Genomic DNA, 19,879 nt, shown 5'->3' with positions numbered 1-19,879 from the left:
CGGTCAGACCTGGGCGCCGGAGAGGCGCTCCACGGCCCGCAGCAGGGCCGAGTGGTCCAGGCCGCCGTCGCCCTGGGCGCGCAGCGACGCGACGAGCTGGGCCACCACGGCGCCCACCGGAAGCGCGGCGCCGACGTTGCGGGCGGCGTCGGTGACGATGCCCATGTCCTTGTGGTGCAGGTCGATGCGGAAGCCCGGTTTGAAGTCGCGGTCGAGGAAGTTGTCCTTCTTCCGCGTCAGCACGGTGGAGCCCGCCAGTCCGCCGTTGAGGACGTCGAGGGCGGCCTTGAGGTCCACGCCCGACTTCTCCAGGAAGACCACGGCCTCGGCGCACGCCTGGATGTTCACGGCGACGATGAGCTGGTTGGCGGCCTTGACGGTCTGGCCCGAGCCGTGCGGGCCGCACAGCACGATGGTCTTGCCGAGCGTCTCCAGCAGCGGCCTGGCCTCGTCGAAGTCGGCCTGCTCGCCGCCGACCATGATGGACAGCACGGCCTCGACGGCGCCGGCCTCGCCGCCGGAGACGGGGGCGTCCAGGACGCGGATGCCCTTGTCCTTCGCGGCCTTCGCCAGGTCGACCGAGGTCTGCGGGGTGATCGAGGACATGTCGACCAGCAGCGCGCCGGACTTCGCGTTCTCCAGGATGCCGTCGGGGCCGTACGCGATGGCCTCGACCTGCGGGGACGCGGGCACCATGGTGACCACGACGTCCGCGTCGCGCACGGCCTCGGCGATCGAGCCGGCCGCGGTGCCGCCGGCGGCGGACAGACGGTCCAGCTTCTCCTGCTCCAGCGTGAAGCCGGTGACCTGGTAACCCGCCTTGATCAGGTTCTCCGACATGGGGGATCCCATGATGCCGAGACCGATCCAGGCGACCTTGGGAAGGGTGCTCATGATGGGTGCCTCTCTGAAATCTCTGAAGAGTTCCTGCGGGACGGCGCTCAGCGGGCCGCGCGGGCCTCGGCCGGCAGCCAGGAGAAGGACGCGGCGCTGGGGTTGTCGCCCGGCTTGTACTCCAGGCCGACCCACCCCTCGTAACCGGCCTTCCCGAGCTGGTCGAGCAGCTCCTCCAGCGGGAGGGAGCCGGTGCCGGGGGCGCCGCGGCCGGGGTTGTCGGCGATCTGCACGTGGCCGGTCTTCGCGGCGTAGGCGTCGATCACCCGCGGCAGGTCCTCGCCGTTCATGGACAGGTGGTACAGGTCCATGAGGAACTTGGCGTTGCCCAGTCCGGTGGCCTCGTTGACCTTGTCGACCACCGCGACGGCGGCGGGCGCCGACACCAGCGGGTACAGCGGCGACTCGGGCTTGTTGAGCGCCTCGACCAGCAGGATCGCGCCGATCCGGTCGGCCGCGCGGGCGGCGAGCACCAGGTTCTCCAGCGCGAGCCCGTCCTGTTCGGCCGGGTCCACGCCCTCGACGCGGTTGCCGTACAGGGCGTTGAGCGCCGTGCAGCCCAGCGACTTCGCGAAGTCGGCGGCCACGTCGATGTTGGCGCGGAACCGGTCCGACTCCTCGCCGGGGACCGACAGGGCGCCGCGGTCGGGGCCCGGCAGCCGGCCGGCGTAGAAGTTCAGCCCGGTGAGCTGGACGCCCGCGTCCTCGACGGCCTTCTTCAGGGCGTCGAGCTCGGCCTGCTCGGGGGTGGGCGAGTCGATCCAGGGCCACCACAGCTCGACCGCGGTGAAGCCGGCCGCGGCGGCGGCCGCGGGGCGCTCCAGGAGCGGGAGTTCCGTGAAGAGGATCGACAGGTTGACGTTGAAGCGCTGGTCTGCGAATCCCATGGGGTGCCGCGCTCCCTTCCGTTCGATCGCGATTCCGTATTACGGAAGTTCGTTTCTGCTTAATGGAAGATTGCCGCCAGGGCTTCACCCTTGTCAAGAGGGGGCGGCGGAAACGGTCACCGCGCGTTAGGTTGACCGGGTGCGATTGAGAGTGGAGTTCACGACCGAACCCTTCGACCTGGACGAGGCGCCCGCGCACGCGGTGGTGGCCCGGGAGGTCGTCGAGGCCGCGGAGCTGGACGAGGTGGACGTCGGCCCGTTCGGCAACACCGCCGAGGGCGGCGCCGACGCGGTGCTCACCGCCGTGGACGCGCTGCTGCGCCGGTCCCTCCGGGCGGGCGCCACCCGGATCTCCCTCCAGGTCAACGTGGTCGAGGAGAGCGTGGCCGGGGAGGGTGAGCGGTGACGGGCCCGGGGGAGGAGCCCTTCATCGCGTCCGTGAAGCCGCTGGTCGACGCCATCGGCGGCGAGATGCTCCCGCCGGACGAGGCGGGCCAGGACGACGTCGTGCTCTCCTGGGAGGGTGCCGACGTCGTCGCCGTACGCCTGCCGCAGCTCGCCGACTCCCTGGACCACATCCTGGCCGCCATGGAGCGCCGGCAGGGCAGGCCGCTGGCCGAGCTGGACCGCCGGGCCAAGCAGGAGGTCGTCCGCACCCTGGAGGCGCGCGGCGCCTTCTCCGTGCGGCACGGAGTGGAGACCGTCGCGGGCGCCCTCGGCGTCAGCCGCTTCACCGTCTACAACTACCTCAACCGCGAGAAGGACTCCTGACCTGCGCGGGAGCCCCGTATGACGAGCCGCCGTCCGGTAACCGGGCGGCGGCTTTCGTTACCCCGAATTTTCAACAAACTGTTGACGCGTTGTTTCCGAGGGCGTTAGCTATCGGCACGCCCGTCCAGCACAAGGCCACGGAGGCTCCCGTGACGTCCACTTCCGCGCCGGGCCTGGCCCGTCTCAACGCCGGTGAGGAGTCCGCGGCGCTCGCCGAACTCCACGAGGCGTGTGCCTCCACGGCGTGGGCCCGGCACCTGCTCGCCGCCCGCCCCTTCGCCACCGTCGAGGACCTGTACACCGCCAGTGACGCCGCCATGGCCGAGCTGACGGCGGACGACCTCGACGAGGCGATGGCCGGGCACCCGCCGATCGGCCGGCCCGAGCCGGGCGACCCGACCTCGTCCCGCGAGCAGGCCGGGATGGCCGGCGCCTCCGAGGAACTCAAGGCGGAGATGCTCGAACTCAACCTGGCCTACCAGGACAAGTTCGGCCACGTCTTCCTCATCTGCGCCACCGGCCGGACCGGCGAGCAGATGCGGGACGCGGCTCTGGAGCGGATCGGCAACTCGCCCGAGCAGGAGCGCGAGATCATCCGCGCCGAACTGGGGAAGATCAACCGCATCCGCCTGACCCGACTCGTCGAACAGGACGCCTGACCATGAGCACCAGCACCACCGCCTCCGTGTCCACGCACATCCTGGACACCAGCGCCGGCCGCCCCGCCGAGGGCGTCGCCGTCCAACTCGCCGCCCGCTCGGGGCAGCACGCGGACTGGCGGACACTCGGCGGCTCCGCGACCGACGCGGACGGCCGGTGCAAAGACCTCCCGGCCCTGCCGGAGGGCACCACCCACGTACGGCTCGACTTCGACACCGAGACGTACTTCGCCAAGAAACAAGCCGCGGCCCAGCAGGACGCCCCCGCGCTCCGGGACAGCGAGAACGGCCGGCCCGTGTTCTTCCCCGAGGTCACCATCACCTTCGCGGTGGTGCCCGGGGAGCACTACCACGTTCCGCTGCTGCTCAACCCGTTCGGCTACTCCGTTTACCGAGGGAGCTGACCGACACATGACCCGTTTCGTCCTGGGACAGAACCAGTACGGCAAGGCAGAGAACCGCGTTGTCAAGATCACGCGTGACGGCGACACGCACCACATCAAGGACCTGAACGTCTCCGTCGCCCTCTCCGGCGACATGGAGGAGGTCCACCGCAGCGGGTCCAACGCGAACGTCCTGCCGACCGACACCACCAAGAACACGGTGTTCGCCTTCGCCAAGGAGCACGGCATCGAGAGCGCCGAGGACCTCGGCGTCAAGCTCGCCCGCCACTTCGTGGACAACAACGAGCCCATCCACCGGGCCCGCATCCGCGTCGAGGAGTACTCCTGGGAGCGGATCGAGACCTCGAAGGGCGGCGCCCGCTTCGTCGGCTCCGAGGAGATCGCCCACTCCTTCGTCCGCAAGGGCCAGGAGACCCGCGTCGCGCAGATCACCTACGACGGCCACGGCGTCCAGGTGCTCTCCGGCTTCAAGGACCTGACCGTCCTGAACTCGACCAGCTCCGAGTTCTTCGGCTTCCTGAAGGACAAGTACACCACCCTCCAGGAGGACTACGACCGCATCCTCGCCACCACCGTCTCCACCTGGTGGCGGCACAACTGGGACGGCGTCGACTCGCACGCCCCGGACTGGGACCGCTCGTACGCCGGGGTGCGCAAGCACGCCCTCCAGGCGTTCGCCGAGACCTACTCGTACTCGCTCCAGCAGACCCTCTTCGAGATGGGTGTGCGGGTGCTGAACTCCCGCGACGAGGTCGACGAGATCCGCTTCTCGATGCCCAACAAGCACCACTTCCGCTCGGACCTGTCGCCCTTCGGGATCGACAACGAGGCCAAGGACGGCGCCGTCTACTACGCCGCCGACCGCCCGTACGGCCTGATCGAGGCCACCATCCTGCGGGACGGCGCCGAGCAACTCATCCCGGTCGACATGACCAACCTCTGACGCGGAAGGCGCGCCCCCGGCCGGCCGACCGGGCCCGGGGGCGCGCCACACCGGAGGAAAGAACATGGCACTGCCTGCGAAAGGGCCCGTGACAGGCCCGGGTTCCACCCCGCCGGTGCACGAAGAGGACGCCGTCACGTCCGTGCACCCGGTGGACGAGAAGCTCCACCCCTCGCGGCTCGTCCCCGCCGCGCTCCAGCACATCGCCGCCATGTACGCGGGCGTTGTCACTCCTCCGCTCATCATCGGCCAGGCCGTCGGACTCGACATCGAGGGCCGCACCCGGCTGATCGCCGCGAGCCTGCTCATCGCGGGCGTCGCCACCCTGCTCCAGACCCTCGGCGTCAAGGGCTTCGTCGGCAACCGCCTGCCGTTCGTCAACGCCGCCTCCTCCGCCGGCATCGCCCCGATCCTCGCCATCGCCGAGACCAACGGCGACGGCGGCCAACTCCCCGCCATCTACGGCGCGGTGATGGTCGCCGGCGTCTTCTGCCTCGCCGTCGGCCCGTTCTTCGGCCGGCTGCTCCGCTTCTTCCCGCCGCTGGTCACGGGCGTCGTCATCACCCTCATCGGGGTCACGCTGATGCCGGTCCCGGTCGGCTGGGCCCAGGGCGGTGACGAGGCCGCCGCCGACTTCGGCTCGATGCGCAACCTCGCGCTCGCCGCCTTCACCCTCGGCGCCATCCTCGTCATCCAGCGCTTCGGCAAGGGGTTCCTCAAGCAGGTCGCCCTGCTCTTCGGCCTGCTCATCGGCACCCTGGTCGCCGTCCCGGCCGGCATGGCCGACTTCAGCGCCCTGAAGTCCGCGCCCCTAGCCGCGCTGCCCGCCCCCTTCGCCTTCGGCGCCCCGGAGTTCCAGCCCGCGGCCATCCTCTCGCTGTGCATCGTGATGCTGGTCCTGATGACCGAGTCCAGCGCCGGCATGCTCGCCCTGGGCGAGATCTGCGACCGCCGCGCCGACGCCAGGGTCATCACCCGCGGTCTGCGCACCGACGGCCTCGCCACCCTGGTCGGCCCCGTCTTCGGCGGCTTCCCCACCTCCGCCTTCGCCCAGAACGTCGGCGTCGTCTCCCTCACCCGGGTGCGCAGCCGCTACGTCGTCGCCGTCGCCGGCGCCACCCTGCTGGTCCTCGGCGCCTTCCCGGTCCTCGGCGCGGTCGTCTCCCTGGTGCCGATGCCGGTCCTCGGCGGCGCGGGCATCGTCCTCTTCGGCTCGATCGCCGTCAGCGGCATCCGTACGCTGTCCGAGGCCGGCCTCGACGACAGCTCCAACATCATCCTGGTGGCCGTGGCGCTCGGTGCGGGCATCATCCCGCTGGCCGCGCCCACCTTCTACGCCGAGTTCCCCGCCTGGGCGCAGACCGTCCTCGGCTCCGGCATCAGCGCCGGCGCGCTCGTCGCGGTCTCGCTCAACCTGTTCTTCCACCACCTCGGCACCCGGGGCCGTCCCGCGGCTGCGGCACTCAAATCCTCCTAGGGTCCTGCCGTGCCCTCCCCGTGGGCACGCAGTCCCGCCCGCGGGCCCCACCGAAAGACAAGGAAGCAGCATGGCAGCATCATCGGCAGCCGAGCGCGTGGTGATCGAGAACTGTGCGATCGCCACGGTGGACGCGGGCGACACCGAGATCGCCTCGGGCCACCTCGTCCTCGCCGGCAACAGGATCGAGTCCGTCGGCGCGGGAGGGGCACCCGAGGGTCTGGGGAACGTGGCGCGCCGGATCGACGCGACCGGCCACCTGGCCACCCCCGGCCTGGTCAACACCCACCACCACTTCTACCAGTGGCTCACCCGGGGCCTGGCCACCGACCACAACCTGTTCGACTGGCTGGTCGCGCTCTACCCGACCTGGGCGCGCATCGACGAGCCGATGGCATACGCGGCGGCCCAGGGCTCCCTCGCCATGATGGCCCGCGGCGGCGTCACCACCGCCATGGACCACCACTACGTCTTCCCGCGGGGCTCCGGCGACCTGTCCGGCGCGATCATCCGCGCCGCCCGCGAGACGGGCGTCCGCTTCACCCTCGCCCGCGGCTCCATGGACCGCGGCGAGTCCGACGGCGGCCTGCCGCCGGACTTCGCGGTGGAGAGCCTGGACGACGCGCTCGCCGCCACCGAGGCCACCGTCAGGCAGCACCACGACTCCTCCTTCGACGCGATGACCCAGGTCGCCGGCGCCCCCTGCTCCCCGTTCTCCGTCTCCACCGAACTGATGCGCCAGGGCGCGGAGCTGGCCCGCCGGCTCGGCGTACGGCTGCACACCCACGGCTCGGAGACCGTGGAGGAGGAGAAGTTCTGCCACGAGCTGTTCGGCATGGGCCCGACCGACTACTTCGAGTCCACCGGATGGCTCGGCGAGGACGTGTGGATGGCGCACTGCGTCCACATGAACGACGCCGACATCGCCGCCTTCGCCCGCACCAGGACCGGTGTCGCCCACTGCCCGTCCTCCAACGCGCGACTGGCCGCCGGAATCGCCCGGGTCCCCGACATGCTCGCCGCCGGCGTCCCGGTCGGTCTCGGCGTCGACGGCACCGCCTCCAACGAGTCCGGCGAACTCCACACCGAACTGCGAGGCGCCCTGCTGGTCAACCGCCTCGGTGCCCACCGCGAGGCCGCGCTGAACGCCCGCGAGGCGCTGCGGCTGGGCACCTACGGCGGTGCCCGGGTCCTGGGCCGGGCCGCCGAGACCGGCTCACTGGAGCCCGGCAAGCTGGCCGACCTGGTGCTGTGGCGGATGGACACCCTCGCCCACTCCTCCATCGCCGACCCGGTGACCGCCCTGGTCTTCGGCGCCGCGGCCCCGGTCACGGCATCGTTCGTGAACGGCCGCCAGATCGTCGAGAACGGCCGGCTGCTCACGGTCGACGAGGACGCCATCGCCCGCTCCACCCGGGACGAGGCGCGGCGCCTGGCGCGGATCGCGGCCCAGGACTGAACCACCCGGCCACCGGTCCGCCGGCAGCCGGGGCACGCACAACTGAACACCACTTGATCTCCGGCCGGAAGGGACGGCTTCCGGCCGGTAGCCGTGGACCCGAGCGGGGTCCACGGCGGCCGTCTCCGGGGCGTGCGCCCATGTGCACGCCCCCGGAGCGGTCACCGTTTCCCCGAACGGCCCGTCACGGTCCCTCCCCCACTCTCGACTTCTCTCGAGCGGGAGGTACCCCATGCCCCTCACCAGCACCACCTCCCTGACACTGACGTCAAAGCCGACGTGTAACCGACCGGAGGAACGCCGCCGTGGCCGACCACCCTGTTGACGAGAAACTTCCGCCACTGAAAATGGCGACGACCGGCCTGCAGCACGTGGCCGCCATGTACGCCGGAGTCGTCGCACCACCCCTGATCGTCGGTGCGGCCATCGGCCTGACCGCCACCGAACTGACCTTCCTCACCGGCGCCTGCCTGTTCACGGCAGGCCTCGCCACCTTCCTGCAGACCCTCGGCATCTGGAAGATCGGTGCCCGGCTGCCCTTCGTCAACGGCGTCACCTTCGCCGGTGTCGCCCCCATGACCGCGATCGTCGCCTCCACGGAGGACAAGTCCGACGCGTTGCCGATCATCTTCGGCGCCGTCATCGTCGCCGGACTCCTCGGATTCGTCGCGGCCCCCTTCTTCAGCAAGGCGATCCGCTTCTTCCCACCGGTCGTCACCGGCACGGTCATCACCCTGATCGGCATATCCCTGCTGCCGGTGGCCTTCGGCTGGGCCCAGGGCGCCAGTCCCGAGGCCGACGACTTCGGGTCCGCGACCAATCTGGGCCTGGCCGCGATCACCCTCGTCATCGTCCTGCTCCTGCGACGCTTCACCCGCGGTTTCGTCAAGCAGATCGCCGTGCTGCTCGGCCTCGTCGCGGGCACGCTCATCGCCATCCCGTTCGGCGTCACGGACTTCGGGCCGGTCGCGGACGCGAGCGTCGTCGGCTTCCCGACCCCGTTCCACTTCGGCGCCCCGCAGTTCCAGCTCGCGGCGATCCTCTCCATGTGCGTGGTGATGGTGGTCTCCATGACGGAGTCCACCGCCGACATGCTCGCCCTGGGCGAGATCGTGGACCGCAAGGCCGACGAGAAGGTCATCGCGGCCGGCCTGCGCGCCGACACCCTCGGCTCGGCGATCAGCCCGCTGTTCAACGGCTTCATGTGCAGCGCCTTCGCCCAGAACATCGGCCTGGTCGCGATGACGAAGATCCGCAGCCGCTACGTCGTCGCCGCGGGCGGCGGCTTCCTGGTCCTGATGGGCCTGTGTCCCATGGCCGCCTCGCTCATCGCCGTCGTGCCCCGCCCGGTGCTCGGCGGCGCCGGCGTGGTGCTGTTCGGCTCGGTCGCGGCCAGCGGCATCCAGACCCTGGTCCGGGCGAGCCTGGACAAGGACAACAACGTCCTGATCGTGGCGGTGTCCCTGGCCGTCGGCATCATCCCGATCGCGGCGCCGGAGTTCTACCACTCGTTCCCGGAGAACGCGAAGATCATCCTCGACTCGGGCATCTCGACCGGCTGTGTGGCCGCCGTCCTGCTCAACCTGATCTTCAACCACATCGGCGGCCGGGGGCGGGAAGCGGAGGACGTGACCCATCCGATGGAGGCCGGCACGGAGATCAGCGAGGCGTCCCGGGCCCCGGCCACGCCGTGATCCCGAGGCCCTGACGCGGGTGGGCCGGAGCCTCTCGATCCGTCGAGACGCCCCGGCCCACCCGCGCTGGACGACCGGGAAGGGAACGGGCGAGGTGGCGGCACGGGCGCGGGCACCGATGGGTTTCGTCCCGCCGCGTCACCTCCCTGTCGGGAACGTACTCTTCCGCACCCGCGCAAGGCCCGGCGTGAGATGACGAGGAGCGTGCGGACCATGGCCGAGGAGAGGGTGCCACCCTGACGGTCGCCGTGCCCGTCGCGAGGGTGTTCGCGGTGCCGGCGGGCCCGGCGGCCCATGCCGTGATCCTCTCCCCGGGGCTCGAACGAGCGTTGAGCGCGCCCCGCCTCTCCCCGAGGCTCGGACGGCACGGCTCGCTCACGGCCCGAACAGCGCGGGATCCGAGGCCAGCTCCTTGAGCCGCCGGTGCGGATCCGCCACCAGTTTGCGGGCCTCGAGGTCCATGAGCCCGCCGACGCCCTCGATCTCCGCCGCGACCGTGCCGTCCGCCTTGCGGATGAGCTGCCGGATCCGGAACGTCCTGCCCTCGCCCCACTCGAACGCGCAGGTCACCTCGACCTCGTCGCCGGCGAGCAACTCCCGCCGGTAGCGGATGGTCGTCTCCAGGGCGACCGGCCCCACACCGCGGGCGATCAGGTCGGCCTGCCGGACGCCGGCCGCCTGGAGCAGCGACCAGCGGGCGTGCTCCGCGTAGTTCAGGTACACGGACTGGTTCAGGTGGCCCTGCGTATCGATCTCGTACCCGCGGACCGTGACCGGCACGGAAAACGGCTCACTCACCGCTGCTGCCTCTCCTCGTGGACGTACTGCCGTACTGACCGACCGATCCTGTCATGAGAGCGTCACACCTTCCGCGGGGACGCCAGCAGGTAACGGGCCCGTGTACGCGGCTCGGTGTGCTCGCCGACCTGCCACCCCGCCCGTTCCAGCGTCACCGCACACCCCCGCAGCGCGGCGCCGTCGGGCGCGTACACGGCGACGGCCTCCGGCTGCGGCGTCGCGCGCACCCGGTACCCGTCCTCGCCGTCCGGACCGGCCGGAGGGTGCCCCGCAGCCTCCAGGGCGAGCGCGGCGGCCTGCACGAGGTGCGTCCGCTCCCACCCGCAGGGCCGGTCCGTGCTCCCGTCGGAACGTGTCATCCGGCGCAGCTCCAGCAGCCCCTGCCAGGCACCGCGCACCTCCCGCAGCCGCGCCGGCCCGGCGCCGCCCGGCCCGGCCTCCTCCCCGCCCACCCGGGCGGCGAACACCCCACCGGCGGCCGGTGCGGCCGGCTCCGTCGTCCCCGGCGGCTCGGGCTCGGCGGGCGACTCCCGTACCCGGTGCCCGGCCGGTGTCAGGAAGTGGTCGTGCGGCGGTCGCGGATGCCGGAACGCGAGCCCTCGTTTCACCAGCGCCGCGAGCTGCGTCTCCGTTCCCCTCAGGCGTCCGGTGGCAGGATCGGCGGCGTCGATGACGCGCCGCTGCGCGGGCGTGGGCGACAGGGCCACGGCGTCCTCCCTCCCTCACCGGTGACGTCTTCGAAGACTACGACGGGGGTCTGACATTCCAGGCGGCGATCACCGGCCGCCCGTGCTCCGTGCCCAGCCGGCACAGCGTCCCCGTGCCGAGCTGGAACAGGGCGCCGTCCGATGCCGGCAGCCCCAGGTGCCGCGCGGTCAGCACGCGCAGGAAGTGCCCGTGCGCCACCAGCACCACGCACCCCTCGGTGTTCGCGAACGCGGCCTCCACCTTGGCCAGCACCCGGTCGGCCCGCTCCCCGACCTGCTCCGGCGTCTCCCCGGGGTGGTCCGGCGGGCCGGGCGTCACGCCGTCGGAGAACAGGAACCAGTCCGGCCGGGTCCGGTGGATCTCGACCGTCGTGATCCCCTCGTATCCGCCGTAGTCCCACTCGTGCAGGTCCGGCTCGATCCGCACCCCGTGCAGCCCGATCAGCTCGGCCGTCTCCCGAGCCCGCTGGAACGGGCTGACGAACGCGGCACCGATCCGGTGCGACCGGATCAACGGCACGAGACTCCGAGCCTGCTCCCTGCCGTTCTCGGTCAGCGGCACATCCGTCAGCCCGGTGTGCCGTCCGGACCGCGACCACTCGGTCTCACCGTGCCGGACCAGAAAGAGATCACCCATACCGCCCAGGCTACTGTCGGCGCCCTCCGGCCCGCTCGGGGCGGGCCACGGGGGCTCGCCCTACTGCCGGTACCCGCCCAGGAACCGGCCGATCCGCCCGATGGCCGCCTCCAGGTCGTCCGCGTGAGGCAGGGTCAGGATGCGGAAGTGGTCGGGGGAGGGCCAGTTGAAGCCGGTGCCCTGGACCACCTGGATCTTCTCCCTCAGCAGCAGGTCCAGGACGAACCGCTCGTCGTCGTGGATCTCGTGCACCTTCGGGTCGATGCGCGGGAACGCGTACAGCGCGCCCTTCGGCTTCACGCACGACACACCCGGGATCTCGTTCAGCTTCTCCCAGGCCACGTCGCGCTGTTCGCGCAGGCGTCCGCCCGGTGCCGTCAGCTCGCGGATCGACTGGCGGCCGCCGAGCGCCGCCTGGATGGCGTACTGGGCGGGCGCGTTGGCGCACAGGCGCATGGAGGCCAGCATGGTCAGGCCCTCCAGGTAGTTCCGCGCGTGCTGCCGCGGGCCCGTGACCACCAGCCAGCCCGAGCGGAAGCCCGCCACCCGGTAGGTCTTGGACAGGCCGCAGAAGGTGAGGACCACCAGATCGGGAGCGAGGGCGGCGGCCGAATGGTGCACGGCGTCGTCGTACAGGATCTGGTCGTAGATCTCGTCGGCGAAGACCATCAGGCCGTGGCGGCGGGCGAGGTCGAGGATGCCCTCGACGATCTCCTTGGGGTAGACGGCGCCGGTGGGGTTGTTGGGGTTGATGATGACGACCGCCTTGGTGCGGTCGGTGATCTTGGACTCCATGTCGGCCAGGTCCGGGTACCAGTCCGCCCGCTCGTCGCACAGGTAGTGGACCGCCTTGCCGCCCGCGAGGGTCGTCACCGCCGTCCAGAGGGGGAAGTCGGGGGCGGGGACGAGGACCTCGTCGCCGTCCTCGAGCAGGGCCTGTACGGCCATGGAGACCAGCTCGGATACGCCGTTGCCGAGGAAGACGTCGTCGACGTCGACCTCCAGGCCGAGGGCCTGGTAGCGCTGCGCGACGGCCCGGCGGGCGGAGAGGACGCCGCGGGAGTCGGTGTAGCCGTGCGCGCTAGGCAGCATGCGGATCATGTCCTGGAGGATCTCCTCCGGGGCCTCGAAACCGAAGAGCGCGGGGTTGCCGGTGTTCAGGCGCAGCACGCTGTGCCCCGCCTCCTCCAGTGCGTTGGCCTGCTCGATGACCGGGCCGCGGATCTCGTAACAGACCTCGCTGAGCTTGTTCGACTGCCGGAACTCCATGGCGGCGCTTCCCCTCCGGTATCTGGTGTTGCTTGGTTTTACCAAGTGCAAGCTTGGAAAGTCCAACAGCTTGTCTACACTGCGTCGCATGTCACCTCGCCGAAGCTACGACCAGTACTGTTCCGCCGCCCGCGCCCTCGACGCCGTCGGCGACCGCTGGACCCTGCTGATCGTCCGGGAGCTGCTCGCCGGTCCGCGGCGCTACACCGACCTGCACGCCGACCTGCCCGGCGTCAGCACGGACGTACTCGCCTCGCGGCTCAAGGACATGGAGCGGGACGGCTTGACGACCCGGCGCCGGCTGCCCCCGCCAGCAGCGGCGTACGTCTACGAACTGACCTCTCGCGGGCGCGGGTTGCTGCCGGTACTCGAGGCGCTCGGGGCCTGGGGCGCCGGCGAGCTGGGGGAGCGGCGGCCGACGGACGCCCTGCGGGCGCACTGGTTCGCGCTGCCCCTGCTGCGGGCCCTGCGCGAGGCCGGTGCGGGGGAGGGGCTCGTCGAGGTCCGGCTGGAGGAGGGGAACTTCCACCTGTACGCGGGCGGGGGCGAGGACCGCCCCGTGTACGGAGACGGGCCCGCACCGGAGGAGCCCGACGCCCTGCTCGTGCTGGACTCCGGGACCTGCGCCGCGATCGGCCGCGGGGAGCTCGGCCTGCGGGACGCGGTGCGGGACGGCCGCGTCGGGGTGAGCGGCGAAGGCACCGCGGCCAAGGCGCTCCGGGAGGGCTGAAACGCCGGAAGGCCCGCCGTGGCGGGCCTTCCGGGGAGCCGTCTTCCGGGGAGTCGTCTTCCGGGGGTCTTCCGGGGAGCGTCACACGCCCGGCGGCACCCGTCGCGGCCGTCCCGTCCCGCGGGTCAGCGCGTATCCGCCGATGCCCGCCAGCGCGGCCAGCACCCCGCCGGCCCCGGTCCACACCCATCGGTCGGACCACCAGCCGGAGGACCAGCCGTCCTCGGGCTCGACCGCGGACAGCACCGCGCCGCGGTCCGAGCCGTCCTCGTCCGCGCCGGAGTCAGCGCCGGACGTCATCGCCACGCCAGGCACCAGCGGCTCGGCCAGCGAGCCGTCCACCGCCGCCGCCCCGCCGACGTCCTCGGAGTCCACCCGGACCTCGGCGCCGACCGGGACACCGAGATCCGACGTCGGCAGGTCCACCGCCGTCAGCCGGACGTAGTACGTCCCCGGCAGCGGATCGTTGGCCCACGGCTCCGCCCAGGCGCGGACCGTGCGCAGCACGCAGGCCAGCTCCACGGAGGACGCGTCCACCGTCGCCGTGCGGGTCTGCGCGCCGTACTGGCAGGCCTGGCGGCGGCGCAGACCGTCGTACACGTCGATCCGCCAGGTCTCGGCGGCGTGCGTCTCGGGCAGTTTCACCGTTGCCTTCACGGTGGGGCGCTGTCCGGCGTCGGCCGGGAAGGACCAGTACAGGTAGTCGCCCGCGGAGCCGTTCGCCGTGGCCTGCCGGCCCTGCTCCAGCTCGGTCGCCGTACGGAAGGACGTGCCCGCCTCGGTCGGCGCACCGCCGTCGTCCGACGGCCCCGCGGAGGGTGAGGAGTCGGCCGCAGCGGGGGCCGCGGCGAGGCCGAGCAGCAGCGTCGCGGCACTCAGTGTCCGGGTGATGCGCATCAGTTGGTCCTCCAGACCGCGAATCGCCAGCGCGACAGCCAGCCCCACAGCAGACCGGCGAGGAAGCCGGCCAGGATCAGTGCCCCCAGCAGCCACCAGCCGCGCCCGAGACCGAAGGAGGCCACGTCGTCGGCGTCACTCGGACCGTCCACGACGTCGACCGTCAGTTCCAGCGGCAGCCCCGGCGTGGTCTTCACCCCGGCGGCGACGGAGAAGGAGTTGGTGACCTGGAGACACACGGTCTCGGCCGGGGCGTCCTCCTCGTCGCTCGCCGCCTTCGGATACCGCAGCCCCGTGGAGAGCACGTCCGTGCGGCCGTTGCCCGCCGCCTCACCGCGCACGATCTCCCGGCCGTGCACCGTCACCGCCCGCAGCAGCACGCCGTAGGAGGGGTTCACGGCGCGGTCGGCGCCCACGCTCACCGAGGCGCGCAGCTCCTGGCCGGGCTCCACGTCCACCCGGTACCAGCGCTGCCGGCCGAACTCCTCGCGGTCGGTGTACAGACCCGACTCGAGCGTCGGCGCCTTCGCGCACGTGTCCGCGCCCTCGGTGGCGACCGGCGTCACCACCGGGTCGGCCGCGCGGTCCACCAACTGGTTGACCTTGTCGGTGAGTTCGTCGGTGTGTTCGACCGAGGTGTACGTCCCGCCGGTCGCCTCGGCGATGCAACTGAGCTGCTGCCGCATCTTGGCGTTGGGGACCAGGCCCAGCGTGTCGATGGTCAGCCCGATGCCCTTGGCGGCGATCTCCCGGGCCACCTCGCACGGGTCGAGCGGGGCACAGGTGTCCTCGCCGTCGCTGATCAGCACGATGCGCTTCGAGCCGCCGCCGCCCTCGAGGTCGTCGGCCGCCTTGAGGAGCGCGGGGCCGATCGGCGTCCAGCCGGTGGGCGCCAGCGTCGCCACCGCCGTCTTGGCCTCGGTGCGGTCCAGCGGGCCGACCGGGTAGAGCTGCGCGGTGTCCTTGCAGCCGGTCTTGCGGTCGTCCCCCGGATAGTCGGCGCCCAGGGTCCGGATCCCGAGCCGCACCTCCTCGGGCGTCGCGTCGAGCACCTCGTTGAACGCCTGCTTCGCCGCCGCCATCCGCGTACCGCCGTCGATGTCCCGCGTCCGCATCGAACCGCTGACGTCGAGCACCAGGTTGACCTTCGGCGCGTCCTCGCCCGTGGGTTCACCGGCGGCCGCCCCGGCCGGGAAGGCGATCCCGGCCGTCAGCGCGGCGAGCAGGGCACAGGCACCCGCCGCCAGCCGTGTTCTTGTGATCATCGGCGGATCCTATTGATCAGTGGTGCCGGGTTCCAAAACGAGACCGCGACGACGCCCCGACTTCACCTCCAGCGCAGCGGGTTGGGCAGAAGCGCCCACAGGTCCCCGGCGGTCCCCGGCGAAGTGCGCATCAGCGTCAGTGCTTTCACCGGCAGCGGCTCCTCGCACAGCGCCACGACGTCGGGGGTGCGCGGCAGTTCGCGTACGGCCTCCTCCAGCACCTCCCGCAGCGCCGCGCCCGAGCCCACCGTCGCCGCCAGCGCGCCGCCCACCAGCGAGCCGAACAGTTTGCGGCGCAGCGCCACCGGGTCGTCGGTGAGCATGCGTGCGGGCAGGCCCGGGGCGGCGACGCCGTGGCGGGCGAGGCGCGCCGGGCTGACCCGGATGTCGGCCAGGTCGCGGTAGACCAGGCGCAGCGGATCGCCCGCCGGGGACAGCACCACGAGAAGGTTCTGGCCGTGCGCCTCCAGGGCCACGCCCAGTTCCAGCAGACGCAGCCCCACGGTGAGGGCGAGGCGAGCGAACCCCGCCCGCCACGCGGGAGAGCCGGGCAGCCCGGTGCCGGCCAGTGCGGCCACCGGGACGACGCGCTCGCCGGGGGCCGCGTACACCCGGGGCGACTCGCGCAGTACGGCGGCCAGGTCGGGTGAGCCGGCGGCCGCCGCTCCCAGGGTGCGGGTGACGTGCAGCAGCCCGTCCGCCCGAGCCGTCAGCGCCTGCCCGAACTCCGACACCTCCGCCGACGCGGCGACCGAGGCGACCGAGATGTCCCGCACGGAGGAGGTCAGCCGGGTGCTCAGCGCGGTCTTGACGTGCGGTCCGCCGGGCAGGGCGAGGGTGCGCAGGGACATCAGCGGGTGGGCGGCCAGCCGCTCGTCGCACGGCCGCTTGAGCACGTGCGCGGCCTGCCACGGGTGCACGGGCAGCAGGACCTTCGCGCCCTCGCGCAGTTCCCGCGGCCACACCCCCGTGACCAGGCACTCGGCCGCCGGTACCGGCACCAGCCCCAGCCCCACCACCGGCCCGTGCTCGGGCCCGTACGCGAGCTGCTCCGCCACCGAGAAGCCCGGGCGGGAACGGCAGCCGGGGTGGTACGGATGGCCGTCGACCACCCGCTGCTCCCAGGCCCAGTCGCTGTCCGGCCACTCGTCCGGGTGATTCTCCTGCCCCGCCCGCGACAGCGCCAACGACGCGACACTGTGCCCGAGTTCGGCCGCGAATCCCGCGGAGCGCGGTACGGCGAGGTCCGTCACCAGCCGCGCCGCATCGTCGTACGCGGCCCCGTCGAGCCGCACCACGCCGACGTACGCGTCCGTGCGGTACGGGTCGGCGGCCGGACCGGCCAGCCGGCGGCCGTCCCGGAGGCGCAGCACGAGTTCCTCCCGGCCGCTGCCCCGGCCCGCGATCCACGGCAGCGGTTCATGGGCGAACGCACGCCACAGCCGGGACAGCACGGCCGCGCGGGCGCCGGGCAGCCCGGCCGTGAACCGGGCGACCAGACCGGGGCGGACGACCGCCAGCTCGTCGGCGACCTCGGCCTCTGCGCTGGGGGAACGATGCACGGGCGGGCTCCTCGGGTACGAGACAGGACGTCACGGCGGACGGTCGACGACAGACATACTGATCGTCTCCGGCAACTCCGCCATCTTGGCCATGGACAGCATGGGCAGCATGGACAGACCGTAGGGAACGAGTGGAACGCGTGGATCTCCTGCCCCCGCCCACCGGCGCCGACGCCGCCTTTCGGGACGACGTCGCACAACGCGCCGACGCCTACGCGGCGGTGCCGCTGCTGAACTGCCTGCTGCGGGAGGTGGCCGAACCGCTGCCGGCCCCCGGCGCCCGGCCGGTGTACCGGCTGCCCGGCGGCAGACTGCTCCGCGTACGCGGAGGCCGGCGCCCCGCCGAGCCGGAGGTGCGCGCGGCCGGCGGCTGGCACCGCGTCGGCCACACCGAGCTGGTGAAACTCGTCGCGGAGGAGCTGCGCCGGCACACCGGTCTGACCAACCACGAACTGCCCACCGAGATGACCGACAGCCGGGACGCGGTGGCCGCGCTGCTGACGGCACGCGCGGCAGCGACCCCGCCCGAGGACCCGTACCTCCGCTCCGAGCAGTCCCTGCTCACCGGCCACACCCACCACCCCGCCCCCAAGGCGCGCGGCGGTGGCCCGCACGCGGGCTGGCTGCCGTACGCGCCCGAGGCGCACGCCCGTTTCCCGCTGCCGCTGCTCGCCGTGCGCGAGGACGCGGTCGTCGACGAGGGCGACACCGCCGCCCTGGACGCCCTGGGGGAGGCCCCGCCCGGCTACCGGCTGCTCCCGGCCCACCCCTGGCAACTCGACCTGACCGCGGCCGCCCTGGCCCCGGCCTTCGCCGACGGCCGCCTCCTCCGGCTGGGCACGACCGGCTTCCCCACCTGGCCGACCGCCGCGATCCGCACGGTGTACGCACCCGAGTACCTTCCGGGGCGCGACCTGTTCCTCAAGTTCAGCCTCGACGTGCGCATCACCAACGACGTCCGTCGCCTGTGGCGCCACGACCTGATGGAACTGCGCCGCACCGACACCGCGGTCACCGAGGCCTTCGCCGCCATCGCCTCCCCGGCGGCCTGGCTGGGCGACCGCGGCTACCGCACCGCGGACTTCGCCTTCGAGGAACTGGCCGTCGTCGTTCGCGACGGACTGCGCGACCACGCCCTGCCGGGCGCGACCCCGGTGCTCGCCGCCGCACTGGTGGAGGGCTTCCCGGGCAGCCCGCTGGAGGCCGCCGCGGACCCGGCGGCCTGGTGGGAGGCCTACCTCGCCGCCGTCGTCCCGCCCGTGCTGACCGCCTTCGCCGACGACGGCGTCGTCCTGGAGGCACACCTGCAGAACACGCTGGTCGCCGTGGACCGGGGCGGCACACCGGTGCAGGCGCTGTTCCGGGACGCCGAGGGCGTCAAGCTGCTGCCGGACACCTCGCGGGCGGCCGGCTGGGAACGGCTGGTCTACTGCCTGGTCGTCAACCACCTCTGCGAGCTCGCCGCGGCGCTGGCCGAGCACCACCCCGGCCTCGACCCCTGGCCCGCCGTCCGCCACGCCCTGGCCCGCCACGACGACCTGCCCGAGGTCCCGGCCCTCCTCGACTCGCCCACCCTCCCCGGCAAGACCAACCTCCTGCTGCGCTGGACGGGCGCGGACGGCGCCGACGCCCGCTACCTGCCGCTGCCCAACCCGCTGCGGACCGCCCGCTGAGGCCCGCTCCGGGCCCGTGGAGCACCGGACGCGCCTAGGCCGACTTCCCGGCCGGCTCCGACGAGGTGGGCGACGTCCGGTGCCGGTACGCCCCCGAAACGTACGAGCGTCTCGGCCGGATCAAGCAGCGGTACGACCCGGGCGTCCCCCTTGCCGCACCCACGCCGTCGTCCAGTCCGCAGCCGCGACCTGACGCTCCCTCGGTCCTCCCGCACTCATCTAGTAATGGTAATCATTATCGATTATCGTGCCGATCGAGTGCCGCGCGCCCTGGCCCGAAGGCGCAGTCGGATGCCTGGTGATCCGCCCCGTCCCCGGTCGCCGGCCGTCGCGTCGGCTCGTTGCCGAACTGTGTGCCAACGATTCCAGGAGCAGTGATGAGCGACCCCTACGAGCGGTCCGCGGAGTACCTCGACATCATGATCGCCGAGGCGTGGGAGCCGCTGGCGCCGGCGCTGACGGACGTCCTGTCGCGGGTGCGCGCCGAAACCGGTGCCGTGGTGGACCTCGGGGCCGGGTCCGGCCGGGGTGTCCGCGTCATCTGTGACGCACTGCCGCAGGCTCCGGTGCTCGCCGTCGAACCGTCGGCGGCGATGCGTGCCGTCCTGCTGGCCCGGGTCCACGAGGACGACCGGCTGCGCGGGCGCGTCACCGTGCTCCCGGGTGACTGCGCGAGTGCCGACTGGCCCGACGGGGTGCGCGCGGTCGTGGCCCTGAACGTGATCGGTCACCTTCCGCCCGGCGAGAGGCGTGTGCTGTGGAGCCGCGCCGCCCGGCAACTCGCCCCGGGCGGGGTGCTGGTGTTCAACGTCACTCGGCCGTACGCCCCGGTGGAGGTGGAGCGGGTGCGGATGGCCCGGGTCGTCATCGGCGAACTGGAGTACGAGGGCTGGGCCAGTGCTCGGCCAACGGGTCCGGACGAGGTCACTTGGCGCATGGACTACCGGGTTCTGCGTCGGGGGGAGCCGGTGGGCGGGACCTCGGTCCAGTACCGGTGGTGGGTCGCCACGGTGGAGGAGCTGGCGGCCGAGGCCGCCGGGGCTGGGCTCCGGCTCGGCGCGGCCGGTGATCCGGGGCTGGGGCTGTGTGTCGTGGAGCACGCGAAGGAAGCACCCACGTCCAATAGTTGATCTGATAATCATTTTCATCTAGG

General features: G+C 72.4%; 20 protein-coding genes. 11 read left to right on the top strand and 9 right to left on the bottom strand.

Annotated features, from left to right (window positions below; all coding sequences use genetic code 11):
• Nucleotides 1–3 precede the first annotated feature (3 nt).
• Entirely contained in the window at nucleotides 4–894 is an 891-nt protein-coding gene (locus tag B1H29_RS07365; protein ID WP_055419476.1) for a 2-hydroxy-3-oxopropionate reductase, read from the bottom strand.
• A 47-nt stretch (nucleotides 895–941) separates the two neighbouring features.
• Nucleotides 942–1,781, bottom strand: coding sequence for a TIM barrel protein (locus B1H29_RS07360; protein ID WP_055419475.1), 840 nt, complete (start codon nucleotides 1,779–1,781; stop codon nucleotides 942–944).
• Between the two features lie 139 nt (nucleotides 1,782–1,920).
• Here B1H29_RS07360 and B1H29_RS07355 point away from each other — a divergent pair, with 139 nt between their 5' ends.
• From B1H29_RS07355 to B1H29_RS07320, 8 genes are all read left to right on the top strand, one after another.
• Nucleotides 1,921–2,187, top strand: coding sequence for a hypothetical protein (locus B1H29_RS07355; protein ID WP_055419474.1), 267 nt, complete (start codon nucleotides 1,921–1,923; stop codon nucleotides 2,185–2,187).
• A complete protein-coding gene (locus tag B1H29_RS07350) occupies nucleotides 2,184–2,552 on the top strand; it encodes a helix-turn-helix domain-containing protein (RefSeq protein ID WP_055419473.1) in 369 nt (122 codons plus the stop codon). Before B1H29_RS07355 ends, B1H29_RS07350 begins: the two co-directional genes overlap by 4 nt.
• Nucleotides 2,553–2,701: 149 nt before the next feature.
• Entirely contained in the window at nucleotides 2,702–3,211 is a 510-nt protein-coding gene (gene uraD / locus B1H29_RS07345; protein WP_055419472.1) for a 2-oxo-4-hydroxy-4-carboxy-5-ureidoimidazoline decarboxylase, read from the top strand.
• A 2-nt stretch (nucleotides 3,212–3,213) separates the two neighbouring features.
• The gene (uraH, locus tag B1H29_RS07340; RefSeq protein WP_055419471.1) at nucleotides 3,214–3,615 is read left to right on the top strand and encodes a hydroxyisourate hydrolase; all 402 of its coding nucleotides are present in this window, start codon (nucleotides 3,214–3,216) and stop codon (nucleotides 3,613–3,615) included.
• Nucleotides 3,616–3,622: 7 nt separating this feature from the next.
• Nucleotides 3,623–4,558 (top strand): factor-independent urate hydroxylase, encoded by a 936-nt coding sequence (gene pucL, locus B1H29_RS07335; RefSeq protein ID WP_055419470.1) that lies wholly within the window; start codon nucleotides 3,623–3,625, stop codon nucleotides 4,556–4,558.
• Between the two features lie 64 nt (nucleotides 4,559–4,622).
• Nucleotides 4,623–6,035, top strand: coding sequence for a nucleobase:cation symporter-2 family protein (locus tag B1H29_RS07330; protein ID WP_055419469.1), 1,413 nt, complete (start codon nucleotides 4,623–4,625; stop codon nucleotides 6,033–6,035).
• 70 nt (nucleotides 6,036–6,105) lie between these two features.
• Entirely contained in the window at nucleotides 6,106–7,494 is a 1,389-nt protein-coding gene (locus B1H29_RS07325; protein WP_055419468.1) for an 8-oxoguanine deaminase, read from the top strand.
• 305 nt (nucleotides 7,495–7,799) lie between these two features.
• Entirely contained in the window at nucleotides 7,800–9,188 is a 1,389-nt protein-coding gene (locus B1H29_RS07320) for a nucleobase:cation symporter-2 family protein (RefSeq protein WP_055419467.1), read from the top strand.
• A 375-nt stretch (nucleotides 9,189–9,563) separates the two neighbouring features.
• On the opposite strand, the gene B1H29_RS07315 is transcribed toward B1H29_RS07320, so the two are convergent.
• The 4 genes from B1H29_RS07315 to B1H29_RS07300 all read right to left on the bottom strand — a co-directional run bounded on the left by B1H29_RS07315 (nucleotide 9,564) and on the right by B1H29_RS07300 (nucleotide 12,599).
• On the bottom strand, nucleotides 9,564–9,986 hold the full coding sequence (locus B1H29_RS07315; protein ID WP_055419466.1) for an acyl-CoA thioesterase: 423 nt from the start codon (nucleotides 9,984–9,986) through the stop codon (nucleotides 9,564–9,566).
• Between the two features lie 62 nt (nucleotides 9,987–10,048).
• Nucleotides 10,049–10,693, bottom strand: coding sequence for a hypothetical protein (locus B1H29_RS07310; protein ID WP_055419465.1), 645 nt, complete (start codon nucleotides 10,691–10,693; stop codon nucleotides 10,049–10,051).
• A gap of 37 nt (nucleotides 10,694–10,730) precedes the next feature.
• Nucleotides 10,731–11,330 (bottom strand): histidine phosphatase family protein, encoded by a 600-nt coding sequence (locus tag B1H29_RS07305; protein ID WP_055419464.1) that lies wholly within the window; start codon nucleotides 11,328–11,330, stop codon nucleotides 10,731–10,733.
• 60 nt (nucleotides 11,331–11,390) lie between these two features.
• A complete protein-coding gene (locus B1H29_RS07300; RefSeq protein WP_055419463.1) occupies nucleotides 11,391–12,599 on the bottom strand; it encodes a pyridoxal phosphate-dependent aminotransferase in 1,209 nt (402 codons plus the stop codon).
• Nucleotides 12,600–12,687: 88 nt separating this feature from the next.
• Here B1H29_RS07300 and B1H29_RS07295 point away from each other — a divergent pair, with 88 nt between their 5' ends.
• Nucleotides 12,688–13,329: a winged helix-turn-helix transcriptional regulator gene (locus B1H29_RS07295; protein WP_055419462.1), complete on the top strand. Its 642-nt coding sequence runs from the start codon at nucleotides 12,688–12,690 to the stop codon at nucleotides 13,327–13,329.
• 81 nt (nucleotides 13,330–13,410) lie between these two features.
• On the opposite strand, the gene B1H29_RS07290 is transcribed toward B1H29_RS07295, so the two are convergent.
• The 3 genes from B1H29_RS07290 to B1H29_RS07280 all read right to left on the bottom strand — a co-directional run bounded on the left by B1H29_RS07290 (nucleotide 13,411) and on the right by B1H29_RS07280 (nucleotide 17,053).
• Complete coding sequence (locus B1H29_RS07290; protein WP_055419461.1) at nucleotides 13,411–14,226, bottom strand: hypothetical protein; 816 nt, start codon at nucleotides 14,224–14,226, stop codon at nucleotides 13,411–13,413.
• Nucleotides 14,226–15,491 (bottom strand): VWA domain-containing protein, encoded by a 1,266-nt coding sequence (locus tag B1H29_RS07285; protein WP_055419460.1) that lies wholly within the window; start codon nucleotides 15,489–15,491, stop codon nucleotides 14,226–14,228. The genes B1H29_RS07290 and B1H29_RS07285 overlap by 1 nt, the downstream gene beginning before the upstream one ends.
• A 62-nt stretch (nucleotides 15,492–15,553) precedes the next feature.
• The gene (locus B1H29_RS07280) at nucleotides 15,554–17,053 is read right to left on the bottom strand and encodes an IucA/IucC family protein (RefSeq protein ID WP_055419459.1); all 1,500 of its coding nucleotides are present in this window, start codon (nucleotides 17,051–17,053) and stop codon (nucleotides 15,554–15,556) included.
• 131 nt (nucleotides 17,054–17,184) lie between these two features.
• Between B1H29_RS07280 and B1H29_RS07275 the strand changes: the two genes are divergently transcribed.
• Both B1H29_RS07275 and B1H29_RS07270 read left to right on the top strand, forming a co-directional pair.
• A complete protein-coding gene (locus B1H29_RS07275; RefSeq protein ID WP_055419458.1) occupies nucleotides 17,185–18,726 on the top strand; it encodes an IucA/IucC family protein in 1,542 nt (513 codons plus the stop codon).
• Between the two features lie 377 nt (nucleotides 18,727–19,103).
• Complete coding sequence (locus B1H29_RS07270) at nucleotides 19,104–19,856, top strand: class I SAM-dependent methyltransferase (RefSeq protein ID WP_055419457.1); 753 nt, start codon at nucleotides 19,104–19,106, stop codon at nucleotides 19,854–19,856.
• Nucleotides 19,857–19,879: the final 23 nt, after the last annotated feature.

The organism is Streptomyces pactum (assembly GCF_002005225.1).
GTDB classification, from domain to species: Bacteria; Actinomycetota; Actinomycetes; order Streptomycetales; family Streptomycetaceae; genus Streptomyces; species Streptomyces pactum_A.
The sequence above is the reverse complement of the archived record's forward strand: the minus strand, read 5'-3'. Positions and strand labels throughout refer to the sequence as shown.

Coding starts and splice junctions, on each gene's coding strand:
- B1H29_RS07365 (WP_055419476.1), bottom strand. CDS start 894: ATGAGCACCCTTCCCAAGGTCGCCTGGATCGGTCTCGGCATCATGGGA.
- B1H29_RS07360 (WP_055419475.1), bottom strand. CDS start 1,781: ATGGGATTCGCAGACCAGCGCTTCAACGTCAACCTGTCGATCCTCTTC.
- uraH (WP_055419471.1), top strand. CDS start 3,214: ATGAGCACCAGCACCACCGCCTCCGTGTCCACGCACATCCTGGACACC.
- pucL (WP_055419470.1), top strand. CDS start 3,623: ATGACCCGTTTCGTCCTGGGACAGAACCAGTACGGCAAGGCAGAGAAC.
- B1H29_RS07330 (WP_055419469.1), top strand. CDS start 4,623: ATGGCACTGCCTGCGAAAGGGCCCGTGACAGGCCCGGGTTCCACCCCG.
- B1H29_RS07325 (WP_055419468.1), top strand. CDS start 6,106: ATGGCAGCATCATCGGCAGCCGAGCGCGTGGTGATCGAGAACTGTGCG.
- B1H29_RS07305 (WP_055419464.1), bottom strand. CDS start 11,330: ATGGGTGATCTCTTTCTGGTCCGGCACGGTGAGACCGAGTGGTCGCGG.
- B1H29_RS07300 (WP_055419463.1), bottom strand. CDS start 12,599: ATGGAGTTCCGGCAGTCGAACAAGCTCAGCGAGGTCTGTTACGAGATC.
- B1H29_RS07295 (WP_055419462.1), top strand. CDS start 12,688: ATGTCACCTCGCCGAAGCTACGACCAGTACTGTTCCGCCGCCCGCGCC.
- B1H29_RS07290 (WP_055419461.1), bottom strand. CDS start 14,226: ATGCGCATCACCCGGACACTGAGTGCCGCGACGCTGCTGCTCGGCCTC.
- B1H29_RS07285 (WP_055419460.1), bottom strand. CDS start 15,491: ATGATCACAAGAACACGGCTGGCGGCGGGTGCCTGTGCCCTGCTCGCC.
- B1H29_RS07270 (WP_055419457.1), top strand. CDS start 19,104: ATGAGCGACCCCTACGAGCGGTCCGCGGAGTACCTCGACATCATGATC.